This is a genomic window from Paenibacillus sp. J31P316, from assembly GCF_056269105.1.
Window position 1 is genome coordinate 130,237 of sequence record NZ_JBWDNI010000009.1, and the last position, 21,705, is coordinate 151,941.

Below are 21,705 nucleotides of genomic sequence, written 5' to 3' on the forward strand. Positions count from 1 at the left end.
TTGAATTCGCAGTCACCGGATTTGCTGACGTTCGGGGAAACGATGGCACTGTTTATGCCGCAGGAATTCCGTAGTATCGAGCATGTTTCGACGTTGGAGCAGAGCTTCGGAGGCGCTGAAAGCAACGTGGCGATCGGCGTGGCGAGACTCGGCTGCTCGGTAGGGTGGTTCGGCTCGCTTGGCGACGATCCATTCGGTCGGATCATTCTGAAGCGGCTCCGCGGCGAAGGCGTTGACGTTTCTCGGGCGCGGCTTTCCTCGGATGCGCCGACGGGCATGATGTTCCGTGAAATGGCGGCCGGCAAGCTTGCCGTGCATTATTTCCGTAAACATTCCGCGGCCAGTCGGATGACGCCGGACGATTTGGATTTGGATTACATCCGCGGCTGCAAAATCCTGCATATCACCGGCATTACGCCCGCGCTCAGCGACAGCTGCCACCAAACGCTTCTGGCAGCCGCCGTAGCGGCCAAAGAGGCGGGCGTACGCATCAGCTTCGACCCTAATCTGCGCTTGAAGCTTTGGTCGATCGAGGAGGCAAGGCGCGTCGTGCTGCCGCTGGCAGAAATGGCGGATTACTTCCTGCCGGGCTGGGACGAGCTGCGCATGCTCTATGAGACCGATGATTTCGAGGCGGTGAAGGAGAAGCTGTCCCGGTTGAACGCGATCAGCGTCATCAAAGGCGTAGGCGACACGACCGTCGTGCTGGAGAACGGCAAGGCCGTCGAAATTCCGTTCTATCCCGCCGATCAAGTCATCGATACGGTCGGCGCGGGCGACGGATTCTGCTCGGGCTTCCTGGCAGGACTGCTGAAAGGCATGACCCCGGCGGAAGCCGTCCGCCTCGGCAGCATCAACGGCGCGCTCGTCGTGCAAATGCGCGGAGACTGGGAAGCGCTGCCTGACTGGAAGACCGCGTACGGCAGATTATCGGACAAAGGCTGGGTGGAGCGTTAAATGGCTGACATGCAATCGTCGAAGGGGCAGCGCCGGCGCGAAGGGATCATGAACGTGCTGAAACGGCAGGGGCGGATCACCATTCAGGAAGTCGTGGAGCGCTTCGGCGTCTCCGAGGCCACTGCAAGGCGGGATCTTGAACTGATGGAGAAGGCGGAGCCCGTCATTCGCACGATTGGTGGGGCTATGTACGACGGCATGAACGCGGTTCGCGAGCTGCCTTTCGCCGAGAAGGAAGGTTTATTCTTCCTCGAGAAGGAGCGAATCGCAGCCGCCGCTGCGGGGCTGATCGAAGAGGGCGATGTCGTCGGGCTGTCCGGAGGCACGACGAATTATTATCTGGCGAAGCTGCTTAAGACGCGCCGAGGCATTACCGTCGTGACCAACACGGTCAACGTGGCCATGGAGCTGGCGGGAAGCGAGATCAATGTCGTCGTGACCGGAGGCATGATGCGGCACAACAGCTTCGAGCTGTGCGGTCCGCTTGGCGAAGGCATGATCGGGCAGCTGAATATCGGCAAAATGTTTCTCGGCGTCGACGGCGTCTCCTCTACCGGAGGAATCACGACGTATTCCGAGCAGGAAGCCCATATTGCCAAGGCGATGATTCGGCGCTCCCAGGCGACCTATGCGATGTTCGATCATACGAAGATCGGCCGCACCTCGCTGTTCTCGATCGCTTCGCTCTCGGAACTGCAGGGCTTCGTAACCGATCAGGAGTTGCCGCAGCAGCTCGCGTCCATTGCGCGCGCAAACGGCATCCAGACGGTTATCGCCGGCGGAGAGCAGGAGATCAGCATTTAGTCATCGTTGCTGCTGCTTCCAAAAACATAAGCGTTCGCATCGTGCTCAGGCACTGCGGACGCTTTTTTATTAAGGACGAGCAGCAGCCGTTTATCGGAAAAAAATTTCCTTCTCCCGTAATCATTATTTGGTATACTAGGGAGGATTATATTTGAAAAGGAGAAATGATCCGTGTCTGAAAAACTCATTATTGGCAGCGCAACGCATTCTTATGAAGTAGCCAGCGGCTGGGGCAAGCTTCCCGAGGGTATTACTTACGGATATACGCATGGTATCGTAGTCGACGAAAATGATAACGTTTACGTACATAACACGAGCAAGGATTCCGTCGTCGTATTCGACAAAGACGGCAATTTCAAAACCTCGTGGGGCGCGGAATTCGAAGGCGGGGCGCATGGTTTCTACCTGCACCGCGACAATGACGGCATCGAATACTTGTATTTCGCCGACACGAACCGTGCGCTGGTCGTCAAAACGACGCTGAACGGCGACGTACTGCTCGAGATCGGCACGCCGGATCGCCCTGATCTCTACGATACGGAGCGCCGTTACGTCCCGACAGACGTATGCGTAGCGCCAAACGGCGATATTTACGTATCCGACGGTTACGGCCAATATCACATTCATCAGTACGATGCGAAAGGCACATACATCCGTACGTTCGGCGGCCGCGGCTCCGAGCCGGGCAAAGTGATCGAGCCGCATGGCATTTCGATCAATCTTCGCGGCAGCGAGCCGGAAATCTATGTGGCCGACCGCGGCAACGGACGTATTCATGTGTTCACGCTGGAAGGCGAGCACAAGCGGTTCGTGGATCATAACCTCGACAAACCGTGCAGCTTCTATTTCTTCGGCGATGAAGTTTATCTTCCGGATCTGGACAGCCGCATCACGGTTCTGGACAGCGAAGACCGCTTGATCACGCACTTGGGCGAGGACCAAAAGGCGTATAAGCAAGAAGGCTGGCCGAACCTGCCTAAATCCTACTACCGTCCGGACAAATTCAGCTCGCCGCATGGCGTATGCGTGGATTCGCAGGGCAATGTATTCGTGGCAGAATGGATTTTCGACGGTCGCATCACGAAGCTGATCAGACAAAAGTAAGTTTCGGATCGCTTCCGTAACAAGAACGCATCAAGAAATAAAAAATAGCCCATGGATGCCGGTTTCCCGGATTCCATGGGCTTTCTTATTCGCTATGAATTGCGTTATTAGTTAGGCATTACTTGCGTTATGCACGAGTCTTCCCTGTACCCAGGTATGGCTGACAGCGGTGAAGGCAGCGTCCGTAAGCACGAGATCGGCATGCTTGCCTGCCTCGATCGTGCCGGTGACATGCTGCAAGCCAAGCTGCCTTGCAGGGTTGCTGCTCGCCATGCGGCTAACCTCAGCTACGTTAAGGTCGGTATGCTCCAGCACGAAACGGAAGGCGTTGATCATCGTCAGCGTGCTCCCCGCAAGGGCGCCGCCATGGCGAAGGCGGGCAACGCCTTGAAGGACATCGACTTCAAGGCCGCCGAGCTCGTAGCCGCCATCGCCCAAGCCGGCAGCGGATATCGCGTCGGTGATGAGAATGACACGATCGCGCGGCTTGGACTGTACGAGCAGACGAATCGCGGCCGGATGGACATGATGGCCGTCGGCAATGAGCTCGGCATAAATCCGATTGTCGCTCAGAACGGCGCCGACAGTACCCGGCTCGCGGTGATGCAGCGCCCGCATGGCGTTAAACGTATGCACGGCTTGCGTCAGGCCGGCTTCGACCGCTGCTTCGATTTGCGCATAGAGCGCATCCGTATGACCGGCAGCCGCAACGATGCCGTGCTCGGCCAAATACGAGATGACCGCAGCCGAACCTTCTTTCTCGGGTGCCAGCGTCAGCTGCTTGATCAAGCCGGGATAGGCCGTGTTCCAAGCTTGTACCCAGTCCAGACGCGGCTGCGAAATATAGCTCGGGTTTTGAGCGCCCGGCCATAGCTCGCTGATGAAAGGCCCTTCCAAGTGCACGCCTTCCAAGCTCGCAAAAGGCATTGCTCCGCTGCGATAAGAAGCGGTGGCTTCAAGCACGTCTTTAATCGCTTCTGGCGATGCGGTGACGGTTGTCGCCAGCATGCGCGTCGTGCCGTGAGAAGCGTGGAAGGACGCAATGGCATCGTAGGATTCGCTCGAAGCATCCATGAAATCGGCGCCGAAGCCGCCATGCACATGAAGATCGATAAATCCCGGCAGCAGCCAGCCGCCGTTTCCATCGACGATCGTTCTATCCTCCGTAGTGGGAGCAGGCAGCGTTTCTCCCGTCATAATCTCCGTAATGATACCGTCCGTAACAGCAACGGCAGCGTCTCGGACAATGTCATCGCCGATGACGGCGTTTACGCCGCGAATGAGCCATTTTCCCTCTGCTGTGTTCATGATTTACAACAACCTCCCAGCCTCTCGATCAACCAATACGGTTACGTTCTTATGCGTTTGCAGCAGCGATGCAGGGCAGTCCGTCGTAATCGGTCCCCGCAGCGCTTGTTTGACGATCTCGGCTTTGTCCGCGCCTTTAACGACGAGCAGGATGGATTCGGCCTTCAGGATGGAACCGACCCCCATCGTGATGGCGCGGGTCGGCACCTCGTTGATGGAATCGAAGAATCTGGCGTTGGCTTCGCGGGTCTCGGGCTCGAGCTCCACGATATGCGTGCCGCCTTGGAGTTCATCGTCCGGCTCGTTGAAGCCGATATGGCCGTTATGGCCGAGACCGAGCAGCTGAATATCGACGGGGCGTTCCTCGAGCATCCGATCGTATTCCGCGCATTCCGCTTCTAAATCCGCCACGGTGCCTTTGGGAAGATGGGCATTGCCGGCAGGCAGGTCAATATGAGAGAACAAGTGACGGCTCATGAACTGCGCGTAGCTTTGCTCATGGTCCGGCGAGAGTCCGACATATTCGTCCAAATTGAAGGTCGTTGCGGATTTGAAGGAGATTTCTCCTTTTTCGTACAGCATGATCATTTTTTCATAAATTCCGATCGGTGTCGAGCCGGTAGCCAAGCCGAGGGTCGATTCCGGATTTTCCTTTAAAGCCGCAGCAAACAGCTGCGCAGCGTATTGGTCCAAGTCAGCCGGAGAATCAAAAGTTTTCAATTGCATCGCAAGCGCCTCCTGAAGCGTTATTATGACTTTATTATAAATCATTATGTTCATGACAACAATAAAAATGATTGAAAAAGTCATTTAATAGATTGTAAAAGTCAAAATATCCATTCTATTCCTTGGACTTGCTCCAGCGTCGCGTCTATGCCATGATGGATGGATATGGCCAGGGATGGAAGGAGCACTATTTCAGCATGACAGACAGATTGGATGCAGAGCACGCCGTCACCGCAAGACGGAAAGGCGAGCATATACGCATATGCCTGCAAGAGCAGGTGCAAAGCACCGGGATCGGAACGGGCTTCGACGGCTACCGGTTCCATCATCAAGCACTTCCGGAAATTTCCTTCCGCGAGATCGACCTTTCGACATCTTTTCTAGGCAAGCGGCTCGCGGCACCGTTGTTAATCAGCTCGATGACCGGCGGCACGGAAGAAACGGCCCGGATCAACGAACGGCTTGCCGAAGCAGCCGAAGCGCGCGGCTGGGCGATGGGGCTTGGCTCCATGCGGGCCGCAATCGAGAATGAAGCGCTGGCCGCTACGTTCCAAATTCGGAAGCTGGCACCCGGTATACCGGTCATCGCCAATCTCGGCGCTGTGCAGCTGAACTACGGGTACGGCATCGACCAATGCCGGCGGGCGGTGGAGCTCGCGGAAGCGGATGCGCTGGTCCTGCACCTGAACAGCTTGCAGGAGGTATTCCAGCCGGAAGGCGATACGAACTTCCGCGGCCTTCTCAACCGAATCGCCGAGGTGTGCCGCTTGATGGATGTGCCTGTCGGCGTTAAGGAAGTCGGCTGGGGCATCGATGCCGAGACGGCTAAGGTCCTTCTCGAAGCGGGGGTATCGTTCATCGACGTCGCCGGTTCGGGCGGAACGTCATGGAGCCAGGTCGAGAAATACCGCGCGCGCGACGAGCTGCTTGCGGAAGCGGCAGACGCGTTCGCCGACTGGGGAACGCCGACCGCAGTTTGCGTGCGCGACATCCGCGCAGCGCTGCCGGACGCGTCGGTCATCGCGAGCGGCGGTCTCGTGAACGGAGTAGATGCCGCGAAGGCGATCGCGCTCGGAGCCGATCTCGCCGGTTACGGACGCGTGCTGCTCGGCGGAGCGGCCGATCCGGAAGGCGGAAGCGCGGTCTCCCTGATGCGCCAGATGGAGCGCATCGAATTCGAGCTTCGCGCCGCGATGTTCGGCATCGGAGCCGAGACGATCGGTCAGCTTCGTACGACGGATCGGCTGCTGCCGCTCCGATAATAAACAAGGGCAGTCCCGTGCAAGCTGCGGGTACTGCCCTTGTTTGCGTCTGTATTCCTTTGCGACTGAATTCTCTTGCTACTGCACTTCTTACGTCCCAACTCCCTTGCTTCTGTGCTCCTTACGTCTGGACTCCCTTGCTACTGCGCTTCTTTGCGAACCGCTTTACTTGACCATCCCCGTTCCATCGATCTTCACCCGGACATGGATATCGAATTTCAAATTCGGATAGATGCGCTCCCAGTCCTTCCATGTTTGCGGATTGCCGGCATGCGTAGCCCGGTAGCGCAGGCCGAAGCCGAAGGGATCCACGCCCGCATGCTGCACTTTCTTGAAGAGCTTCTCGATCTCCGCGGCGATCTGTTCGTTGAACAGTTTCTCCAGATCATTCCAGTCCGTTTCATAAATGCCGAGCGGTGCTTCCTCGAAGATGCCGCTGACACGAAGATGCAGACGGAGCACGTACTCGCCGTTTGTCTTCACAATCTTATAGTGCGAGTTGATGCGGTCCACGTTGATGACCATCGTGTCGCCGTCCTTCACGGCGGCGACGGTCGATTTCGAATCCTGATTGCGGATCTGACTGTAGGTTTCCGTCTCGGCAGGAGAGATCGTCTGGACCAGCTTCGACTTGTTCAGCAAGGCGAGCCGGGTAATCACGTAGCTCTTGTCTTCCGCGCGGATGATCGGAAGCACGGGATCGATGCCAAGCTCGTCGACTCTCCGAATGAAATCGAACACGTACACCGGCACGAGATAGGAAGACTGCGTGCCGTCCTTCCCGAACATAAGGAAGAGCGTATTGCCGGGATAACGTTCGGCCGGAGGCGCGATGTTCAGAATGGTCTTCGCGTCGGGCTCGCCGACAGCCATGTAAGCGACGCTCTGCACATCCCTTCGGCGTGACAGCCAGCGCAGCATGTCGGTGTAATTGTTTCTGGCCAGTCCTTCGCCAAGCATGTATACCTTGCAATGGCCGAAATCCAATTCCTTGTCGACATGGGCCTTTAACAACCGCACGGCTTCCGCAATCGACGTGGCCTGAATGGAGACGACTTGATTCTTGCCTGCGCCGGGTTCGATCTTCGGCGATGGGATGGCGAGGCGCAGGGTGATATTAAACCCCTTTGCGCCGTTGCTTGCCGGGTCGATGCCCATGGCGACGACGAAGAACCGTTTATCGATGTCCCTGAAGCCGCAGCCGCCCGTAAGCGGCAGAAGCAGCAGCACTAGAGCCAGCAGGGGAATACGGATGCTTTTCATGACTCCAGCTTCTTTCTTTTCCCGGTCCCTGCCAAGCTGAGCGCGAACAAGAAGAGGACGGATGCGATTTCCATGCATGCACGCAGGACGATCCAATAACTCGTGATTTCGAGGTTTTGTTTCTCGTTGAACGTGTAGGCATAGGTAATGGTCATGGCGACGAACAAGCAGACGATCACCCAATTGGCACGGGGCGTCTTCGAAGGATCGACAGCCTTCTTCGGCTTCGGCAGGCAGCTCTTCACCAGCTCCATTGCCAAATGCCAGCCGATCGTGGCGAACATCAGCGAGAGCATCAAGTAGAGCAGCAGGAAAACGAATATGACCCGCTCGATGAAACCGTAGCTCATGACGAGCGAATCCGAGGTGACGCTCCAAATATATAAATAGTCGGCAGCGCCCTCCGTTCCGTGAAAGCCGATCGGCACGAAGAAGGACGCAACCAGGATCATGCTGCAGAATACGGGAATCGCCCAGCGGAAACGCAGTCTGAAATTCGGCGAGTTCAGCCGATTGAACATGAAGAAGTTCATGTAACCGGTGAACACGAACAAGGAAGAAGCGAACGGCTTGACCTTCGGCAGCCGATCCCAGTAATGCGCGACCGTGCGAATGGCATCCCAATCCAGCAGCGGACTGCGGACCGCTTTGAACAAGACGAACAAGATGAACGGCGTGCAGATCACCAGGATCACCTCCATCACGACGATGACCGTGAGCATGGATCTGGTCGCCCCGTACAAGCAGACGCAGGCCATGAAGGTCAGCACGAGGATCGAGCTCGTATCGGGGTTGAAGAATCGATTGATGAGCACGGAATAGGTATACAGCACGATCGAGGCCGCCGTCAGCCACATGAACGCGCACCCGAGCATGAACGGAATCGCCAGAAACTTCGGGAAGAACAGCGCCAGAATTTCGGGCAGGCCTTTGCCGGGATAGGTTTTCATGACATGCGTGAAGAGCAGGGCGAGAATGCTGCCGACGACGGCGGCGCATGCCATGGACATGATCGAGCCGTCATACCGGTGCTGGATAAGCAGATAGGGAACGAAGAGCATCAGGTTCAGCATGCTGACCAGCGCGATGTTATAGTAGAAATAACGGTTCATTCCTGGTTCACCTGCCCCACGTCGCTCGTCTGTCCCAGCGTCCGTCCGAACAGATGGAAATACGGCTTGCCGAAGCTGCGCAGATCGGACAAATAAATGAGATAGCAGAAGATGCCCAGCGCAACCCCGGAGATGCCGAAGAAGATGGCGGGAATGATCAACGGATATTTCAGGAAACGGATCGCCGTCGACATATTGTTGACGGGAATGACGAAGTTGGATATCGCGACGACGGACGTGACGATAATCATGATGCTGCTGACGAGGCCGGCTTGCTGCGCCGCTTGACCGAGAATCAAGCCGCCTACGGTCGTTGCGGTGGAGCCGATGTATTTGGGCAGACGGACGCTCGCCTCGATCAGCGATTCGATCATGAACAGCATAATGAATACCTCCACGAACGACGGATACGGTACGGCCGAACGGCTTCCGGATATAGAGAAGGTTAATTGCACCCGAAACAGCTCGGGGTTGTACGACATGATGGCGACATAGAGGGCAGGCAGCGTAATCGTCAGCACGACGGCGAAATACCGCAGCACGATCATGGCGCGCGTCATCCAGAAGGAATCATAGCTGTCGTCTACCGCGTGCATGAAATCGAAGAACGTAGATGGCAGCACGATGGCGAACATCGAGCCCTGGAGCAGCAAGATCACTTTGCCGTCCTCGATTCCGGTGCAGACCCGGTCCGGACGTTCCGTCACCATCATGGATGGAAACAGCCGGTAGCGGTCGCCCAGCGAACGAACCAGCTCTCCGGTTGCCGTGAAGATGGGATCGGAGATCCGCTCCAGCTTCGCGCGGATGTTGCTGAGCACGGTGGCGTCTACCCGGTGCTTATCGAATACGAGCAGCAAGCGCGTTTTGGAGATGGTGCCGATCGTCCTCTCTTCGACGGACAGCTCTTCGCTCGGATAACGGCTTCTAATAATATTGACGGAATCAATCAAATCTTCGCTAAGCGCGATTTGCGGTCCCATGATGACGGTTTCCACCATCGTTTGGGGATTCTCGTTGCGAATGATGCGAGCGACGTCCAGCTTGTAAACGACACCGTTCAATTGCAGCAGCACGAAGCCGTGCAGCATCGTTTCCGCCCATTTGGCAGGGTCGTCGAGCCGTTTGAAGGAGGGATTGCGTTTTACGACGTCTTCGAACGGGATTTCCTGTTTCGTGAACGGCACGAGTATAAAATCGCTGACCTTACTTTCGTCGCAAAGCGTGGAGATATAGGCAACCTCGATCACCAATGTATCGTTCTGCAGACGGTTCAGAGTCAGGTCCCGCGCCTCGGCAAACAGCGTTTCGATCCGGTTCAGCATGACGGTACCGTCCTCTCTTGATGAATGTCCGGCCGGCTGCTCGATTGGAAGCCGTTTGGCGGATTGGTATAGTATGGATGTCCAATTTGGAAAATATCCGTCTAGCAGCATTTTGCCAGAATAGCGGCCGTACGGTACAATTAGAGGAGTTTAGGCTTTTGCGTGATAGGCATTGCGGATGGGGAGCGGGTAAGTGTCGCCAGCTTGACCTTATCGTTCTGGACGACCGCGCCATCACGCTGATCGGGATCGGGAGGATAACAAATTGAGCGGAATTGCAGGAAGACCGGCCGCGACGGAGCGGCCAGGCGGCATATTGCAGGTCAGAGTGCCGCTGCCCTTCTCATTGAAATGGGTGAACAGCTACTTGCTGCGGGATGAGCGGGGATACGCGCTGATCGATCCGGGCTTGCATACGGTGGAAGCCGTCGCGGCCTGGGAAGCGGTGTTGGCGGAGCACGCCATTGCTATCGGGGACATTCATACGATTCTGTTGACGCATCAGCATCCGGATCATTACGGGCTTGCCGGGTGGTTCCAGCAGCGCAGTGGTGCTCCTGTCTACCTATCGGAGGAGTCGTATGCCTATACGCAGCGCCTATGGGGAAGCGATAGAGGCAGCGCTTTTGCCGCGGATCTATCGGTACTCTATGCCTTGCACGGCATGCCGCCGGAAGTCGTTGCACAGTTAGGGCCTCACTTGGACAGCTTCGTCGCGAAAGTGGAGCCGCAGCCGGAGGTGCATTTCATTGAAGCGGGACAAACCGTCCGTTTGGCCGGTTTGGACTGGCAGGCCATCGACGCGCCGGGCCATGCAGGCGGCCAGCTCTGCTTCTACGCACCGGAGAAGCGCTGGATGATTTGCGGCGACCAGGTGCTGCCGACGATTACGCCGAATATTAGCGTCGTGCCAGGCGAGGACGACAGGCAGCTGGAACGGTTTCTGATCAGTCTCCGGGAGCTGGCCGCCTATGAAGTCGAGCTTGCGTTTCCCGGCCACAGGGAGCCGTTCGAACGCTTCGCGGAGCGGGCGGAGGAGCTGGCAGCCCATCATGAGCGCAGACTGGAGGACATCGTCCAGATGCTCCGCGAAGCCTCCGGCTCGGCTTACTCGCTATGTATGCGGCTCTTCGGCGAACGAATTGCAGGCGATGCGCATCATATGCGGTTCGCCATGTCGGAGACGCTTGCGCATGTCTTTTATCTGGAGCAGCGGAAACTGATTACGAGACGCGTACAGGAGAAGGAGATCACGTACATTGCATAGGGGAAGCGACAACCGCTAGCCCGAGAAAAAGGAGCCCGCAGAAAATGGTCATGTCACGCTCTGAAGCCCATCAACGCCAGAAGCAGCAGCGTTCCAAGCGGATGAAGAAGCTGCTTATCGTGAATCTCACTCTATTGGTGCTGATCGGTATTGTTGCCGTGGTTTATGTCGTGCAGCGACAGGATAACGGAAGCAAGCTGGATGCGTCTGCGAATGGCAATCAAACACCGGCACAAGGCGGTGCGGAAGACGAAGGAACAAGCGGCTCCCCGCAGACCGGCAATGGCAATGCTGGCAATGGCGGCAATGAAGCTGGCGCCGGCAGCGGCAATGCGAATGAAGGCGGTCAGCAGGATCAAGCTGGAAGCGGCGCTGCGGACGGAGACGAAGGAAACGCTGTTGACGGTATTAGCGGCAGTGAAGGCTCGAATGGACAAACGCCGGATTCCTCCGGGAACGGGGCCACGAATACGAATGCGGGCACGGACGGTGGTCAGGGCGGGAATACCGGCTCGTCGCAAGGGTCGTCCGGGGACGCGGCTGCAGTTACTGGAGACGGGGATGAGGTCAACTTGACTTTCACCGGAGATATTCTGCTGGCTGCTTCGGTAGAGAAGCTCATGCTGAAGAACGGATACGATTATCCGTACGCGAAGGTGCTGCCGTACTTGCAGCTGTCGGACGTGACGGCGGCGAATCTGGAGACGCCCGTCACGCTTCGGGGGACGCCGGCGCCGGATAAGCAGTACGTGTACAAATCCTCGCCCGATGCGCTGCCTGCCCTGATCGCTGCCGGCGTAGACGTGGTCAGCCTGGCTAACAATCACACGTTGGACCAAGGCGAAGAAGGTCTGTTCGATACGATCGATTATTTGAACAAAGCGAAGCTGCCGAACATGGGAGCGGGCATTAATGATACGGAAGCCTTCAAGCCGGTGATTAAGGAAGTGAACGGGATTCGGATCGCTTATCTCGGCTTGACCCGCGTCGTTCCCGTAGGTTCCTGGAAGGCCGATAAGAACCACCCAGGGCTCGCGGAAACGTATGACCCGACACGGGCCGTAGCCGCCATTAAGAAAGCGAAGGCCGACGCGGATATCGTCGTCGTCATGGTTCACTGGGGTACGGAGCTGAAGGATATGCCGAATGCGGACCAGACGCGGCTTGGACATGCATACGTCGATGCCGGAGCGGATCTGGTCATCGGCAGTCATCCGCATCTTCTGGAAGGCTTCGAGTCGTACAAAGGCAAATGGATCGCGTACAGCCTGGGTAATTTCGTCTTCAGCGGCATGCCGGACAAACGGACGGCCGATACCGGCGTCCTGGATGCCGCTTGCAATGCCGCAGGCAAATGCTCGCTCAAGCTGCATCCGATGCGCGCCGTGCAGTCGCAGCCCGCGCTGCTCGAAGGCGAAGAGGCGGCCGCGCTGCTGAAACGAATATCGGGCATTTCCATTAACGCCGCAATCGATGCGCAAGGCCATGTTCTGTCGAAGGAGTGAGGAGAATGATCAATCCATGTGTTGCCCACCGCGGCGCCTCCGGCTTGGCGCCGGAGAACACGATGGCCGCCTTCCAGGCGGCGCTTGCCTATCCGTTCGTGCAATGGATCGAGCTTGACGTTCAGCTGTCCAAGGACGGCATTCCCGTCGTCATTCATGACGATATGCTGAAACGCACCGCAAGGACGGCTGGGAAAGTCAGCGACTATACGGCGGAAGAATTAGGCCGGATGGATGCGGGAGGCTGGTTCGACAAGTCATTCGCCGGCGAGGGGATTCCGACGCTCGAGCAGGTGCTGGATGCAACGATCGGCCGCTGCAGGCTCAATATCGAGCTGAAAACATATGGGGGCCGTTATCCAGGGATGGAACGCAAGGTCGTCGAGCTTCTTTATCGCAAAGGACTGCAGCATGATTCGGTCATTACGTCCTTCGACCGGGAGGCGCTTCGTCAGGTCCGAGAGCTGACGCCCGATGTACGGACGGGACTCATCATTGACGCCTTGCCTTGGACGCTCGGGGAGGAGCTGAAGCAATTGGATGCTTCGTTCCTCTCGATCGGCTACACGCGCGTTTCCGATACGCTGCTTGCGGATATGCACAAGGCCAACGTGGACGTCATGGCATGGACGGTGAACGATGCGGCGATGATCAAGCGGCTGGCGCGGCTTGGCAGCGCGCTTATGATCTGCACGAATTACCCGAATCGGTTTCAAGATGCGATGCAGCCGGGGTCGTAGTTGGTGGCTGAGCTAGTGCAGAGCTAGTGCAGAACTAGTGCAGAATTAGTGCAGAATTAGTGCAGAACCAGTCCAAGTTAGTACGCCTTTGCGGCGTCCGCATAACAAGAAGACGCATAGCGCGGGTAAGCCCGTCGTTATGCGTCTTCTTGTTATATTTGCTGGTACTGCGTTTTCTATTTGCTGGACCAAATGCTGGTATTACGTTGCGGGTAGCTCGTCCCGGAAGCGTTCGCGGATGTCGAGCAGCGCGGGAAGCTGCTCCATGAAAGCATCGACGATGCGGGGATCGAAATGACGGCCGCGTTCCTCCTGAATTAGCGCCAAAATCCGTTCCAGGTCCCAGGCTTTCTTGTAGATCCGGTCGCTGCCGAGCGCGTCGAATACGTCGGCAACCGCGGTAATGCGGCCGTAGAGATGGATTTCTTCTCCCTTCAGCCCTTGCGGATAGCCGGTTCCGTTCCACTTCTCGTGATGCTGGTGCGCAACGATTGCCGCTGTTTGGAGCAGCTCGCGGCCGGAGGATTTGAGCAGGTTGTAGCCAACTTCGGTATGCAGCTTCATCTGGTCGAACTCTTCCGGAGTGAGCTTGCCCGGCTTTAGCAGAACGGCATCCGGGACCGCCACCTTGCCGATGTCGTGCATGGGAGACACCACGCGGAGCAGCTCCGCTTCTTCGGCAGGCAGGCCAAGGCCGCGCGCGAGGATGGCCGAATATTCCGCGACCCGCTTGACGTGGTTGCCGGTTTCCTTGGAGCGGCTCTCTCCGATCTGTCCCATCGTATAAATGATTTCGCGCTGCGTGGATTCGATTTCTTCGTGCAGGATGACGGACTCCAGCGATTTGCCGGCGTACGCCGCGGCCAGCTTGAGCTGCTCCAGGTCCCGCTGCGTGAAGACGGCTTGCGGCGTCAGCTTGTTGATCGCTTGGTAGGCACCGATCATTGTCCCGTCGTTGCCCAGGAAAGGCACGGTGATGACGGCTTGCGTCCGATAGCCAGTCCGCTGATCGCTCTCCGCGTTATGGCGGGGATCCGCGTAAGCATCGTCGATCAGGAGGCTTTCACCCGTCGCGATGGAATGGCCGGCGAAGCCGGAGCCGAGCGGGATGCGAATCTCGCTCACGCCGTGGGCGATCGTCGTGAAGAGCTCTTGTTTGGCCCGATCGATCAGCCAGACCGTGCAGCGGTCGGCGCGAATCATTTCGCGGCCCATGTCCGCCATGAGGAGCAGTACTTTTTTTAAACTGCGCTCACCGCTTATTTTCGCGGTATAATCAAATATGATGCGAAGCAGCTCTTCCGGCGTTCGCTCAAGCTGAGCGTCGGGAGCGGCAGCGCGGAGACGGCTTGGTTCGAACATTGGGAAGGCGACACTCCTTAATGCGAAGGCGGCCAATGAACATTCCGCCGTGCAGCTGAATACGATTCGAGCTATACTTCAACATAAACGGCGAAAATCCTGCTTGTTGCTTTGTTAATAGACAAAATTCGACAAATATTGTCGAGTGAACGACAATGCGAAAATGGAATAATCTTCTTAGAAGAGAAAGAGGCAAATGCAGATGGATGAGTGGATTAAGCTGTCGGCCAGTTTGCTGGGAGGCATGCTGATCGCGGCTGCCGCATACCGGCTTCGCTCGTTGTCTGGGTCCGGCGCTTGGTCAGCCGCGGTCATGGGCGCCGGTTATGCCATGCTTGGCGGCCCGTTTTGGCTCGTTACGCTGCTCGCGTTCTTCCTGTCTTCCACGCTCTGGTCCAAATGGAAACGAAGGCATGCGAAGAAGGCCGCAGCCGAAGCGAACTATGCTAAGACCGGCAGACGCGACGCCATGCAGGTGTGGGCCAACGGCGGATTGGGGCTGGTTCTATGCGCTGGCCATGCGATCTGGCCGGCTGACGACTGGATGTATGCCTTCGTTGGCGTTATGGCAGCCGTCAACGCGGATACATGGGCGACGGAAATCGGCGCGCTGAGCCGCCGGACGCCTCGCTCGCTGCTGACCGGCCGGCGCGTCGCGGCCGGCGCGAGCGGCGGCGTTACGCTGCTCGGCAGCGCCGCTGCCCTTGCAGGCGCCGCCTTCATCGGCGCGTGTGCCGCCGCGCTCTCGCCGGCTGAAGCCGGCGCCGGGCCGGGCATGCTGCTCGCCGCCGCGGCCATAGCCGGCACGGCCGGCGCTTTCGCCGATTCCTTGCTCGGCGCGACCGTGCAGGCAATGTACCGCTGCCGCCAATGCGGCAGCGAGACGGAGCGCGCCGCGCATTGCGGCGCCGCAGCCGTACGGATCCGCGGCTGCGCCGGCATGACGAACGACGCGGTCAATCTCGCGTCGTCGGCCGTCGCCGGCTTGCTGGCGTGGGGACTCGGCTGCGCCTTCTCCTAAGGCGCGGGCTGCATGCCCGGCCCTGGCCACGAAGGGCCGCGCCAGCGGCGCACAGGCGCCTATCCGACCGTCAAGGCCCTCAAAGGCGTCCCAACGCCATCCCGGGCCGCCATGGCCTCTGTCGGCAACCCCAGCCGCCAAGGCCGCATAACGGCGCCTATGCCGACAACCCCGGCCCCAAGGCCGTGCCAAAGGCGCATAAAAAAATACATTCCTAAACAATAGCAGCCGCGTGCATCGGCTGCGCCATTTCAAAAACATGCTTTTACCCCTGTAAATGAATAGGGATGCAGGTTGACAGGGGGATGTACCACGGGTATCCTTACTTTTATAGTAAAAAATTTACATATCAAATGGATTCATGTAAGCGAATTCATGGCTGCGGAAGGGGAATGACCAACGTGTCAATCGTAGCGGCGGAAACGCCGATTGCGGAAGTCTTGCTGCAAGCGGTGAACGTCAAGAAGGTGTTCGGTCGTGGTGACAATGCTGTAACCGCTGTCAAAAATATCGATCTCAGCATTCGTCGAGGCTCCATGATCGCGCTCAAAGGGCGTTCGGGTTCCGGAAAGACGACGCTGCTTAACTTGCTTGCGGCGCTGGACCAGCCGACGGAAGGCCAAGTTTATTATGACGGACGGGTCATCTCGGAGCTGCCGGAGAAACAGCGGAGCACGTGGAGGAGGACCCATCTGGGACTCGTTTTCCAGGCGTTCGGCTTAATTCCGCTCATGTCGGCTTACGAGAACGTGGAGTTCGGGCTGCGCATTGCTGGCAGCAATCCTGCACTGCATAAGGAGCGGGCGGAGCAGGCGCTGGAATGGGTAGGGATGAAGTCGCGGATGAAGCATCGCCCGCCGGAGCTGTCCGGCGGCGAGCAGCAGCGCGTCGCGATCGCGAGGGCGATTGCGCACCGTCCCGCATTGCTGCTCGCGGACGAGCCTACGGCAGAGCTGGACAGCCGAATGGGGCTGCAGGTGATTAAAGTGTTTCGCGATCTCGTTGAAAATTTAGGCATGACGATCGTCATGACGACGCATGACCCCGGCATTATGGAAATCGTAGACCATGTTATTGCATTGGAGGATGGAGAGATTGTCGCTGAGCCAAACGTCTAAACGCCGCCTGAAGCGCCGCGCCAAGGAAGCCGCTGCCGTGATACTTGCCGCAACTATGCTTTCCGGTTGTTCGCTCCTGCCGACCACGGAGAAGACGCTGCAGCCGCCGCTTATCAAGCCGGCGGAGGAGAAAGTCGATGCCGTCGAAGTGAAGAAAGGCACGATCGAGCGTTATTTTTCCGGCACGGCCGCTGTCGCTTCCAGCCATACGGTACCGTTATTTTATAAAGAAAGCGGCAGGCTGAAGGAGCTTTACGTCACGCAAGGGGATGAGGTCAAAGCAGGACAGCTGATCGCCGAGCTCGACCGGGGAGATCTGGATCTGAGAGTGAAGCTGGAGAAGCTGAATTTGGAGCGCGCACAGCTTGCCTTGAACAGCGCGCGGCGCGACGGGGCGACGGGAACCGATCTGCGCATGAAGCAAATCGATGTCGAGCGCGAGCAGATTACGCTGGATTCCATGCAGCAGCAGCTGGACTCCGCGAAGCTGACCGCGCCGATCGACGGCGTGATCTCGTACGCGGATACCAAAATGTCCGGCGACGGCATTAACGGGTACACGCCGCTTGTGGCCATTGCCGATCCGAAGCAGACCTACCTTATTTATTCCGCAGACGATGCGAAGAAAATTTCTGGGATCGAGCGGGAAATGCCGGTCGAAATTACGCTCGATGATAAGAAAATAGCCGGCAAAGTGCTGCAGGGACCGATGGATGCTCCGCTTACCGGCAACAAGGATATCGACGATCGCAATACGAAGATGCTGTATGTCGGGGTCACGGACCCGTCCGTTAAGCTTGAAATCGGCAAATCCGTCGATATCCGCATCGGACTGGAGAAGAAGGCCGGAGTCGTCGTCATTCCGCGCAGCGGACTGCGCACGTACTTGGGACGCACCTACGTGCAGGTGGCCGACGGAGACCGCCGCAAGGAAGTCGATGTCGAGCCGGGCGTCATGACGCAGACGGACGTCGAGATCGTGAAGGGATTAGAAGAAGGCATGAAAGTAATTCTGAATAACTAATCCCGGCGACAGGTGGGAAGAGGTGGAACAATGGCAATCATAACGATGATTTTTCGGAAAATGGCGAAAAACCGCTGGCTTCAGCTCAATCTCTGGCTGGGGCTTACGATATGCGTGGCGCTCTTCAGCTCCATGCCGCTTTACTCGCATGCGATTTTGCAGCGGACCTTGTTCAAAGAGCTGCAGCAGCTGCAGAAGGATCAAAATGTTTATCCCGGCCTGTTGAGGGCTACGACATCCGTCTCCGGCGGTCGATCGTTCGAGACGACGCATGCGCTGATCCAGAAGGCAGAACGCTATATGCAGGAGGCTCCGCATAGGCTGGGCTTGGATTCGCAGTCTTTCATCATCTCGCGCAGTACCCAGTCGTTCAGAGTGCTGCCTGCGGACGCATCGGATCAAGAGAAGCGGGAAATGACCGTGTCCGGAAGCTTTCGTACCGTTTCCGAACTTGATAAGCGCGTCAAGGTCATCGACGGACGCCTGCCTGATCCGAAGCGCAGCGACGGCGTGTATGAAGCGCTTGTCACGCAGAAGTTCATCATTGATTTGAAGCGCGATCTCGGCAAAGAGCTTCTGTACACCAACAAGGATACGGGCGATAAGATCCGAATCATTCCGGTCGGCATCGTGGAAAGCAAGCAGACGAGCGCCTACGATCAATACAACGTGGACGCGAGCAATTCGTCTTTCTTTATTCCGTTCGACCAGTTTAATCGCGATTTTGTCGACAAACAAGGACCGTTGAAGCTCTCGGTTCTGGCGTGGCAATATTCCCTTGATTACGAACAAATGAATATCGACGATATCGATACGTACTTGGCGCAATTCAAGGCGATGACGACTTATTTCAACACGCGCATCGGAATCGGCAACGTCGAGATGCCGGCCAAGAATCCGATTGCGACGTACACGGAGAAGAAAGACAAGCTGAATCTCATGCTGTGGTCGCTGTATTCGCCGGTCATGTTCATGCTTGCCTTCTATCTGTACATGGCGGCCAATCTCATTATCGATCGGCAGAAGACGGAAATTTCGGTGCTTCGCAGCCGCGGCGCCAGCCGCATGCAAATCATGTCCGTCTTCCTGATCGAGAGCGTGATGCTCGGCGCGCTGGCACTGGCGGCAGGTCCCTTCATCGGGGTGTACTTTACGAAGCTGCTCGGCGCCTCCAGCGGATTCTTGGAATTCGTTCAGCGGGCCTCGCTGGATGTCGCTTTGAACAGCTTGGCCTACCGGATCGCAGCCGCTGCGGTCGCGGGCTCCATCGTGCTGATTCTGATCCCGGCGTTCCTGGCGACGAAGGTAACGATCGTCGGGCATAAGCAGCGGATGGCACGGATGACCAAGCTGTCATTCTGGCATAAGATCGGCGCCGATTTCATCTTGATGGGCATCTCGATTTATATGCTGTACCGCTTCAACAACCAGCTCACCGACTTGAAGAAGCTTGCGCTTGATCCGACTTCGATTCAAGTGGATCCGCTTATGTTCTTCATGCCGGCGATTTTCTCGCTGGGGGCGGGACTGTTCATCCTTCGGATATATCCATGGTTCATCAAATTGATATTTTGGATCGGCCGCAAATGGTGGACGCCGGCGCTATACTCCACGCTGCTCCAAATCAGCCGTTCTTCGTCGCAGTACTTGACCATTAAAGTGTTTCTAATCATGACGATCGCGACCGGCTTGTTCAGCGCGAATGCCGCGAGGACCATTAACGGGAACATGGAAGACCGGATCCAGTATACGACCGGCTCCGATATTCAGCTGTCCGTGCACTGGGACAATGACAAGCCGCCTCCGCCGCCTCCGGGTGCGCCTCAAAGCTCGGCTCCGGAAGGAGATGCGGCAGTGGCGGCACCGAAGGTCGTCACCTACACGGAGCCTTCCTTCATCACGATGACCGGGCTTGAAGGCGTGGATTCCGCCGCGCGCGTGTTCCGGAAGGATGATGCCAGCTTCGCTGCCGGCGGGCAAAACGGCGCGGCCACCCTGTACGGGATCGACACGTATGACTTCGGCAAAGTGGCATGGATGCGCGGCGGCCTGCTGCAATATCCGCTCAACAGCTATTTGAATTTGCTCGCCTCGAACCCGAAAGCGGTACTCGTATCGCGTTCCATGGCCAAACAATTCAATGTCAAGACCGGCGATACGATCTCTGCGAAGTGGGAGGGACTGGACAGCGCCGACTTCATCGTATACGGCATCGTCGATTATTGGCCGGGCTGGAGCCCGCTCCCGATGACGGGCAACGAGGACGATCCGAACGTTCGTCTGCCGAATCTCATCGTCGGTCAACTCCCGTACATTCAGAACCATCTGGCGCTTGAACCGTACGAGGTATGGATCAAGCTGAAGGACGGAGTAGGCAGCAAAGTGATTTACGACGATCTGATCAAGAAGGAAATTCCGATCGAGAAGCTCGTCGACGCCAATCAGCTGTTGATCCGCTCGAAGAACGATCCGTTCCGGTTGGCCATTAACGGGGTCATGACGCTGGGCTTCGTGATCTCCATGTTGATCAGTTTCTTCGGATTCCTATTATTCTGGGTGCTTACCCTGTCCAGCAGAACGCTGCAGTTCGGCATTCTTAGGGCGATGGGCATCTCGTTCAGGCAAATCATCGGCATGCTGCTAAGCGAGCAGCTGCTGACCTCGGCGGCGGCCATTCTCTTCGGCGTCGTAATCGGCAACACCGTAAGCAGTCTGTTCGTGCCGCTGTTCCAGCTGTCGTTCAACGCATCGGACCAAGTACCGCCGTTCTCGATCGTCCGTCAGCTCAGTGATTACGTGCAGCTGTACAGCGTCGTCGGCTTCATGCTGGCGATCGGCCTTGCCGTACTCGGTATCCGGGTTTCGCGCATGAAGATTACGCAGGCGCTGAAGCTAGGGGAGGAATAAACGATGATCCATTGCGACGGGCTTGTAAAAATTTATAAGACCGACGACCTGGAGGTCGTCGCGCTGCAAGGGCTGGACCTGCACGTGGAAGCAGGCGAGCTGATGGCGATCATCGGCAACAGCGGCAGCGGCAAATCGACGCTGCTGAACATGCTCGGGGGACTGGATCGACCGTCCGCGGGCAAGCTGCTCGTAGATGAGAAGGATCTGCTGAAATTCACGGAGCGCGACTTGGTCAAGTACAAACGCGAAACCGTCGGCTTCGTATGGCAGAACAACGCTCGTAACCTGATTCCGTACTTGACGGCTCTTGAGAACGTGGAGCTGCCGCTCCTGCTGAGAGGCCGCAGCAAAAGGATGCGGGCGCTCGAGCTGCTCGACGCCGTCGGTCTGAGCCACCGGATCAAGAACCGGCTGAGCGAGCTCTCCGGCGGGGAGCAGCAGCGCGTAGCCATCGCCATCGCGCTGTCGAACGAACCGAAGCTGCTGCTTGCCGACGAGCCGACAGGCTCGCTGGATACGAAGATGTCGAATCAAATCTTGGATTTGTTCCGCGAGCTGAACCGCAGTATCGGCATTACGATCGTCATCGTAACGCATGATCCGCTGCTGGCGAGGAAGGTGGACCGCGTCGTGGCGATCCGCGACGGCAAGACGTCCTCGGAGATTATTCGGCGCCAGTCGTATGCGGAGGAGCTTGCAGCGCTTGAGAACGGCGATGCTGCAGCGGCCGAAGAGAGCCATGTGGAATATGCCGTCATCGATAAGTCGGGCCGGCTGCAAATTCCGTCCACGTACCTGCAGGCCGAAGAATTCAAGGAGAAGAACAAAGTGCGCGTCGAGAAAGAAGACGGCAGGATCATCATTTATCCGCCGGAATCTTGACCGCAGCACGCCGAA

Annotated in this window: 18 protein-coding genes; 12 read left to right on the forward strand and 6 right to left on the reverse strand. The window is 57.4% G+C overall.

Features of this window, described 5'->3' with window-relative positions; translation table 11 throughout:
- The 3 genes from AC0YNU_RS22810 (at position 1) to AC0YNU_RS22820 (ending at position 2,865) form a co-directional block, all read left to right on the forward strand.
- Positions 1 to 957: a sugar kinase gene (locus AC0YNU_RS22810; protein ID WP_475761039.1), complete on the forward strand. Its 957-nt coding sequence runs from the start codon at positions 1 to 3 to the stop codon at positions 955 to 957.
- Positions 958 to 1,761, forward strand: a complete 804-nt coding sequence (locus tag AC0YNU_RS22815; RefSeq protein WP_475760943.1) for a DeoR/GlpR family DNA-binding transcription regulator — start codon at positions 958 to 960, stop codon at positions 1,759 to 1,761. It abuts the gene before it with no gap.
- Positions 1,762 to 1,932: 171 nt separating this feature from the next.
- Positions 1,933 to 2,865, forward strand: coding sequence for an NHL repeat-containing protein (locus AC0YNU_RS22820; RefSeq protein WP_475760945.1), 933 nt, complete (start codon positions 1,933 to 1,935; stop codon positions 2,863 to 2,865).
- A 111-nt stretch (positions 2,866 to 2,976) separates the two neighbouring features.
- On the opposite strand, the gene nagA is transcribed toward AC0YNU_RS22820, so the two are convergent.
- Together nagA and nagB are read right to left on the reverse strand one after the other, a co-directional pair.
- On the reverse strand, positions 2,977 to 4,173 hold the full coding sequence (gene nagA / locus AC0YNU_RS22825; protein ID WP_475760947.1) for an N-acetylglucosamine-6-phosphate deacetylase: 1,197 nt from the start codon (positions 4,171 to 4,173) through the stop codon (positions 2,977 to 2,979).
- Positions 4,174 to 4,176: 3 nt separating this feature from the next.
- On the reverse strand, positions 4,177 to 4,899 hold the full coding sequence (gene nagB, locus AC0YNU_RS22830; protein WP_475760949.1) for a glucosamine-6-phosphate deaminase: 723 nt from the start codon (positions 4,897 to 4,899) through the stop codon (positions 4,177 to 4,179).
- 197 nt (positions 4,900 to 5,096) lie between these two features.
- Here nagB and fni point away from each other — a divergent pair, with 197 nt between their 5' ends.
- A complete protein-coding gene (gene fni / locus AC0YNU_RS22835) occupies positions 5,097 to 6,161 on the forward strand; it encodes a type 2 isopentenyl-diphosphate Delta-isomerase (protein WP_475760951.1) in 1,065 nt (354 codons plus the stop codon).
- A gap of 165 nt (positions 6,162 to 6,326) precedes the next feature.
- Here the strand turns inward: fni and AC0YNU_RS22840 are convergent, their stop codons facing one another.
- The 3 genes from AC0YNU_RS22840 to AC0YNU_RS22850 are packed head-to-tail and all read right to left on the reverse strand — an operon-like array spanning position 6,327 to position 9,861.
- The gene (locus AC0YNU_RS22840) at positions 6,327 to 7,424 is read right to left on the reverse strand and encodes a Ger(x)C family spore germination protein (protein WP_475760953.1); all 1,098 of its coding nucleotides are present in this window, start codon (positions 7,422 to 7,424) and stop codon (positions 6,327 to 6,329) included.
- Entirely contained in the window at positions 7,421 to 8,536 is a 1,116-nt protein-coding gene (locus AC0YNU_RS22845; RefSeq protein ID WP_475760955.1) for a GerAB/ArcD/ProY family transporter, read from the reverse strand. The genes AC0YNU_RS22840 and AC0YNU_RS22845 overlap by 4 nt, the downstream gene beginning before the upstream one ends.
- Complete coding sequence (locus AC0YNU_RS22850) at positions 8,533 to 9,861, reverse strand: spore germination protein (RefSeq protein ID WP_475760957.1); 1,329 nt, start codon at positions 9,859 to 9,861, stop codon at positions 8,533 to 8,535. The genes AC0YNU_RS22845 and AC0YNU_RS22850 overlap by 4 nt, the downstream gene beginning before the upstream one ends.
- A 265-nt stretch (positions 9,862 to 10,126) precedes the next feature.
- On the opposite strand from AC0YNU_RS22850, the gene AC0YNU_RS22855 reads away from it, so the two are divergent.
- Genes AC0YNU_RS22855 through AC0YNU_RS22865 form a run of 3 tightly spaced genes read left to right on the forward strand, consistent with a single transcriptional unit; the run spans position 10,127 to position 13,373 of the window.
- The gene (locus AC0YNU_RS22855) at positions 10,127 to 11,128 is read left to right on the forward strand and encodes an MBL fold metallo-hydrolase (RefSeq protein ID WP_475760959.1); all 1,002 of its coding nucleotides are present in this window, start codon (positions 10,127 to 10,129) and stop codon (positions 11,126 to 11,128) included.
- Between the two features lie 44 nt (positions 11,129 to 11,172).
- Complete coding sequence (locus AC0YNU_RS22860) at positions 11,173 to 12,633, forward strand: CapA family protein (protein WP_475760961.1); 1,461 nt, start codon at positions 11,173 to 11,175, stop codon at positions 12,631 to 12,633.
- A gap of 5 nt (positions 12,634 to 12,638) precedes the next feature.
- Positions 12,639 to 13,373, forward strand: coding sequence for a glycerophosphodiester phosphodiesterase (locus tag AC0YNU_RS22865; protein ID WP_475760963.1), 735 nt, complete (start codon positions 12,639 to 12,641; stop codon positions 13,371 to 13,373).
- A 201-nt stretch (positions 13,374 to 13,574) separates the two neighbouring features.
- Here AC0YNU_RS22865 and AC0YNU_RS22870 read toward each other — a convergent pair whose 3' ends face one another.
- Positions 13,575 to 14,735, reverse strand: coding sequence for an HD domain-containing phosphohydrolase (locus tag AC0YNU_RS22870; RefSeq protein WP_475760965.1), 1,161 nt, complete (start codon positions 14,733 to 14,735; stop codon positions 13,575 to 13,577).
- 202 nt (positions 14,736 to 14,937) lie between these two features.
- On the opposite strand from AC0YNU_RS22870, the gene AC0YNU_RS22875 reads away from it, so the two are divergent.
- The 5 genes from AC0YNU_RS22875 to AC0YNU_RS22895 all read left to right on the forward strand — a co-directional run bounded on the left by AC0YNU_RS22875 (position 14,938) and on the right by AC0YNU_RS22895 (position 21,690).
- Positions 14,938 to 15,756, forward strand: a complete 819-nt coding sequence (locus AC0YNU_RS22875; protein ID WP_475760967.1) for a DUF92 domain-containing protein — start codon at positions 14,938 to 14,940, stop codon at positions 15,754 to 15,756.
- A gap of 392 nt (positions 15,757 to 16,148) precedes the next feature.
- A complete protein-coding gene (locus AC0YNU_RS22880) occupies positions 16,149 to 16,874 on the forward strand; it encodes an ABC transporter ATP-binding protein (protein ID WP_475760969.1) in 726 nt (241 codons plus the stop codon).
- The gene (locus tag AC0YNU_RS22885) at positions 16,852 to 17,898 is read left to right on the forward strand and encodes an efflux RND transporter periplasmic adaptor subunit (protein WP_475760971.1); all 1,047 of its coding nucleotides are present in this window, start codon (positions 16,852 to 16,854) and stop codon (positions 17,896 to 17,898) included. Before AC0YNU_RS22880 ends, AC0YNU_RS22885 begins: the two co-directional genes overlap by 23 nt.
- 30 nt (positions 17,899 to 17,928) lie before the next feature.
- The gene (locus tag AC0YNU_RS22890) at positions 17,929 to 20,805 is read left to right on the forward strand and encodes an ABC transporter permease (RefSeq protein WP_475760973.1); all 2,877 of its coding nucleotides are present in this window, start codon (positions 17,929 to 17,931) and stop codon (positions 20,803 to 20,805) included.
- Positions 20,806 to 20,808: 3 nt separating this feature from the next.
- Positions 20,809 to 21,690 carry an ATP-binding cassette domain-containing protein gene (locus AC0YNU_RS22895; RefSeq protein WP_475760975.1) on the forward strand — a complete coding sequence of 294 codons (882 nt, stop codon included), beginning with the start codon at positions 20,809 to 20,811 and terminating at the stop codon, positions 21,688 to 21,690.
- Positions 21,691 to 21,705 lie beyond the last annotated feature (15 nt).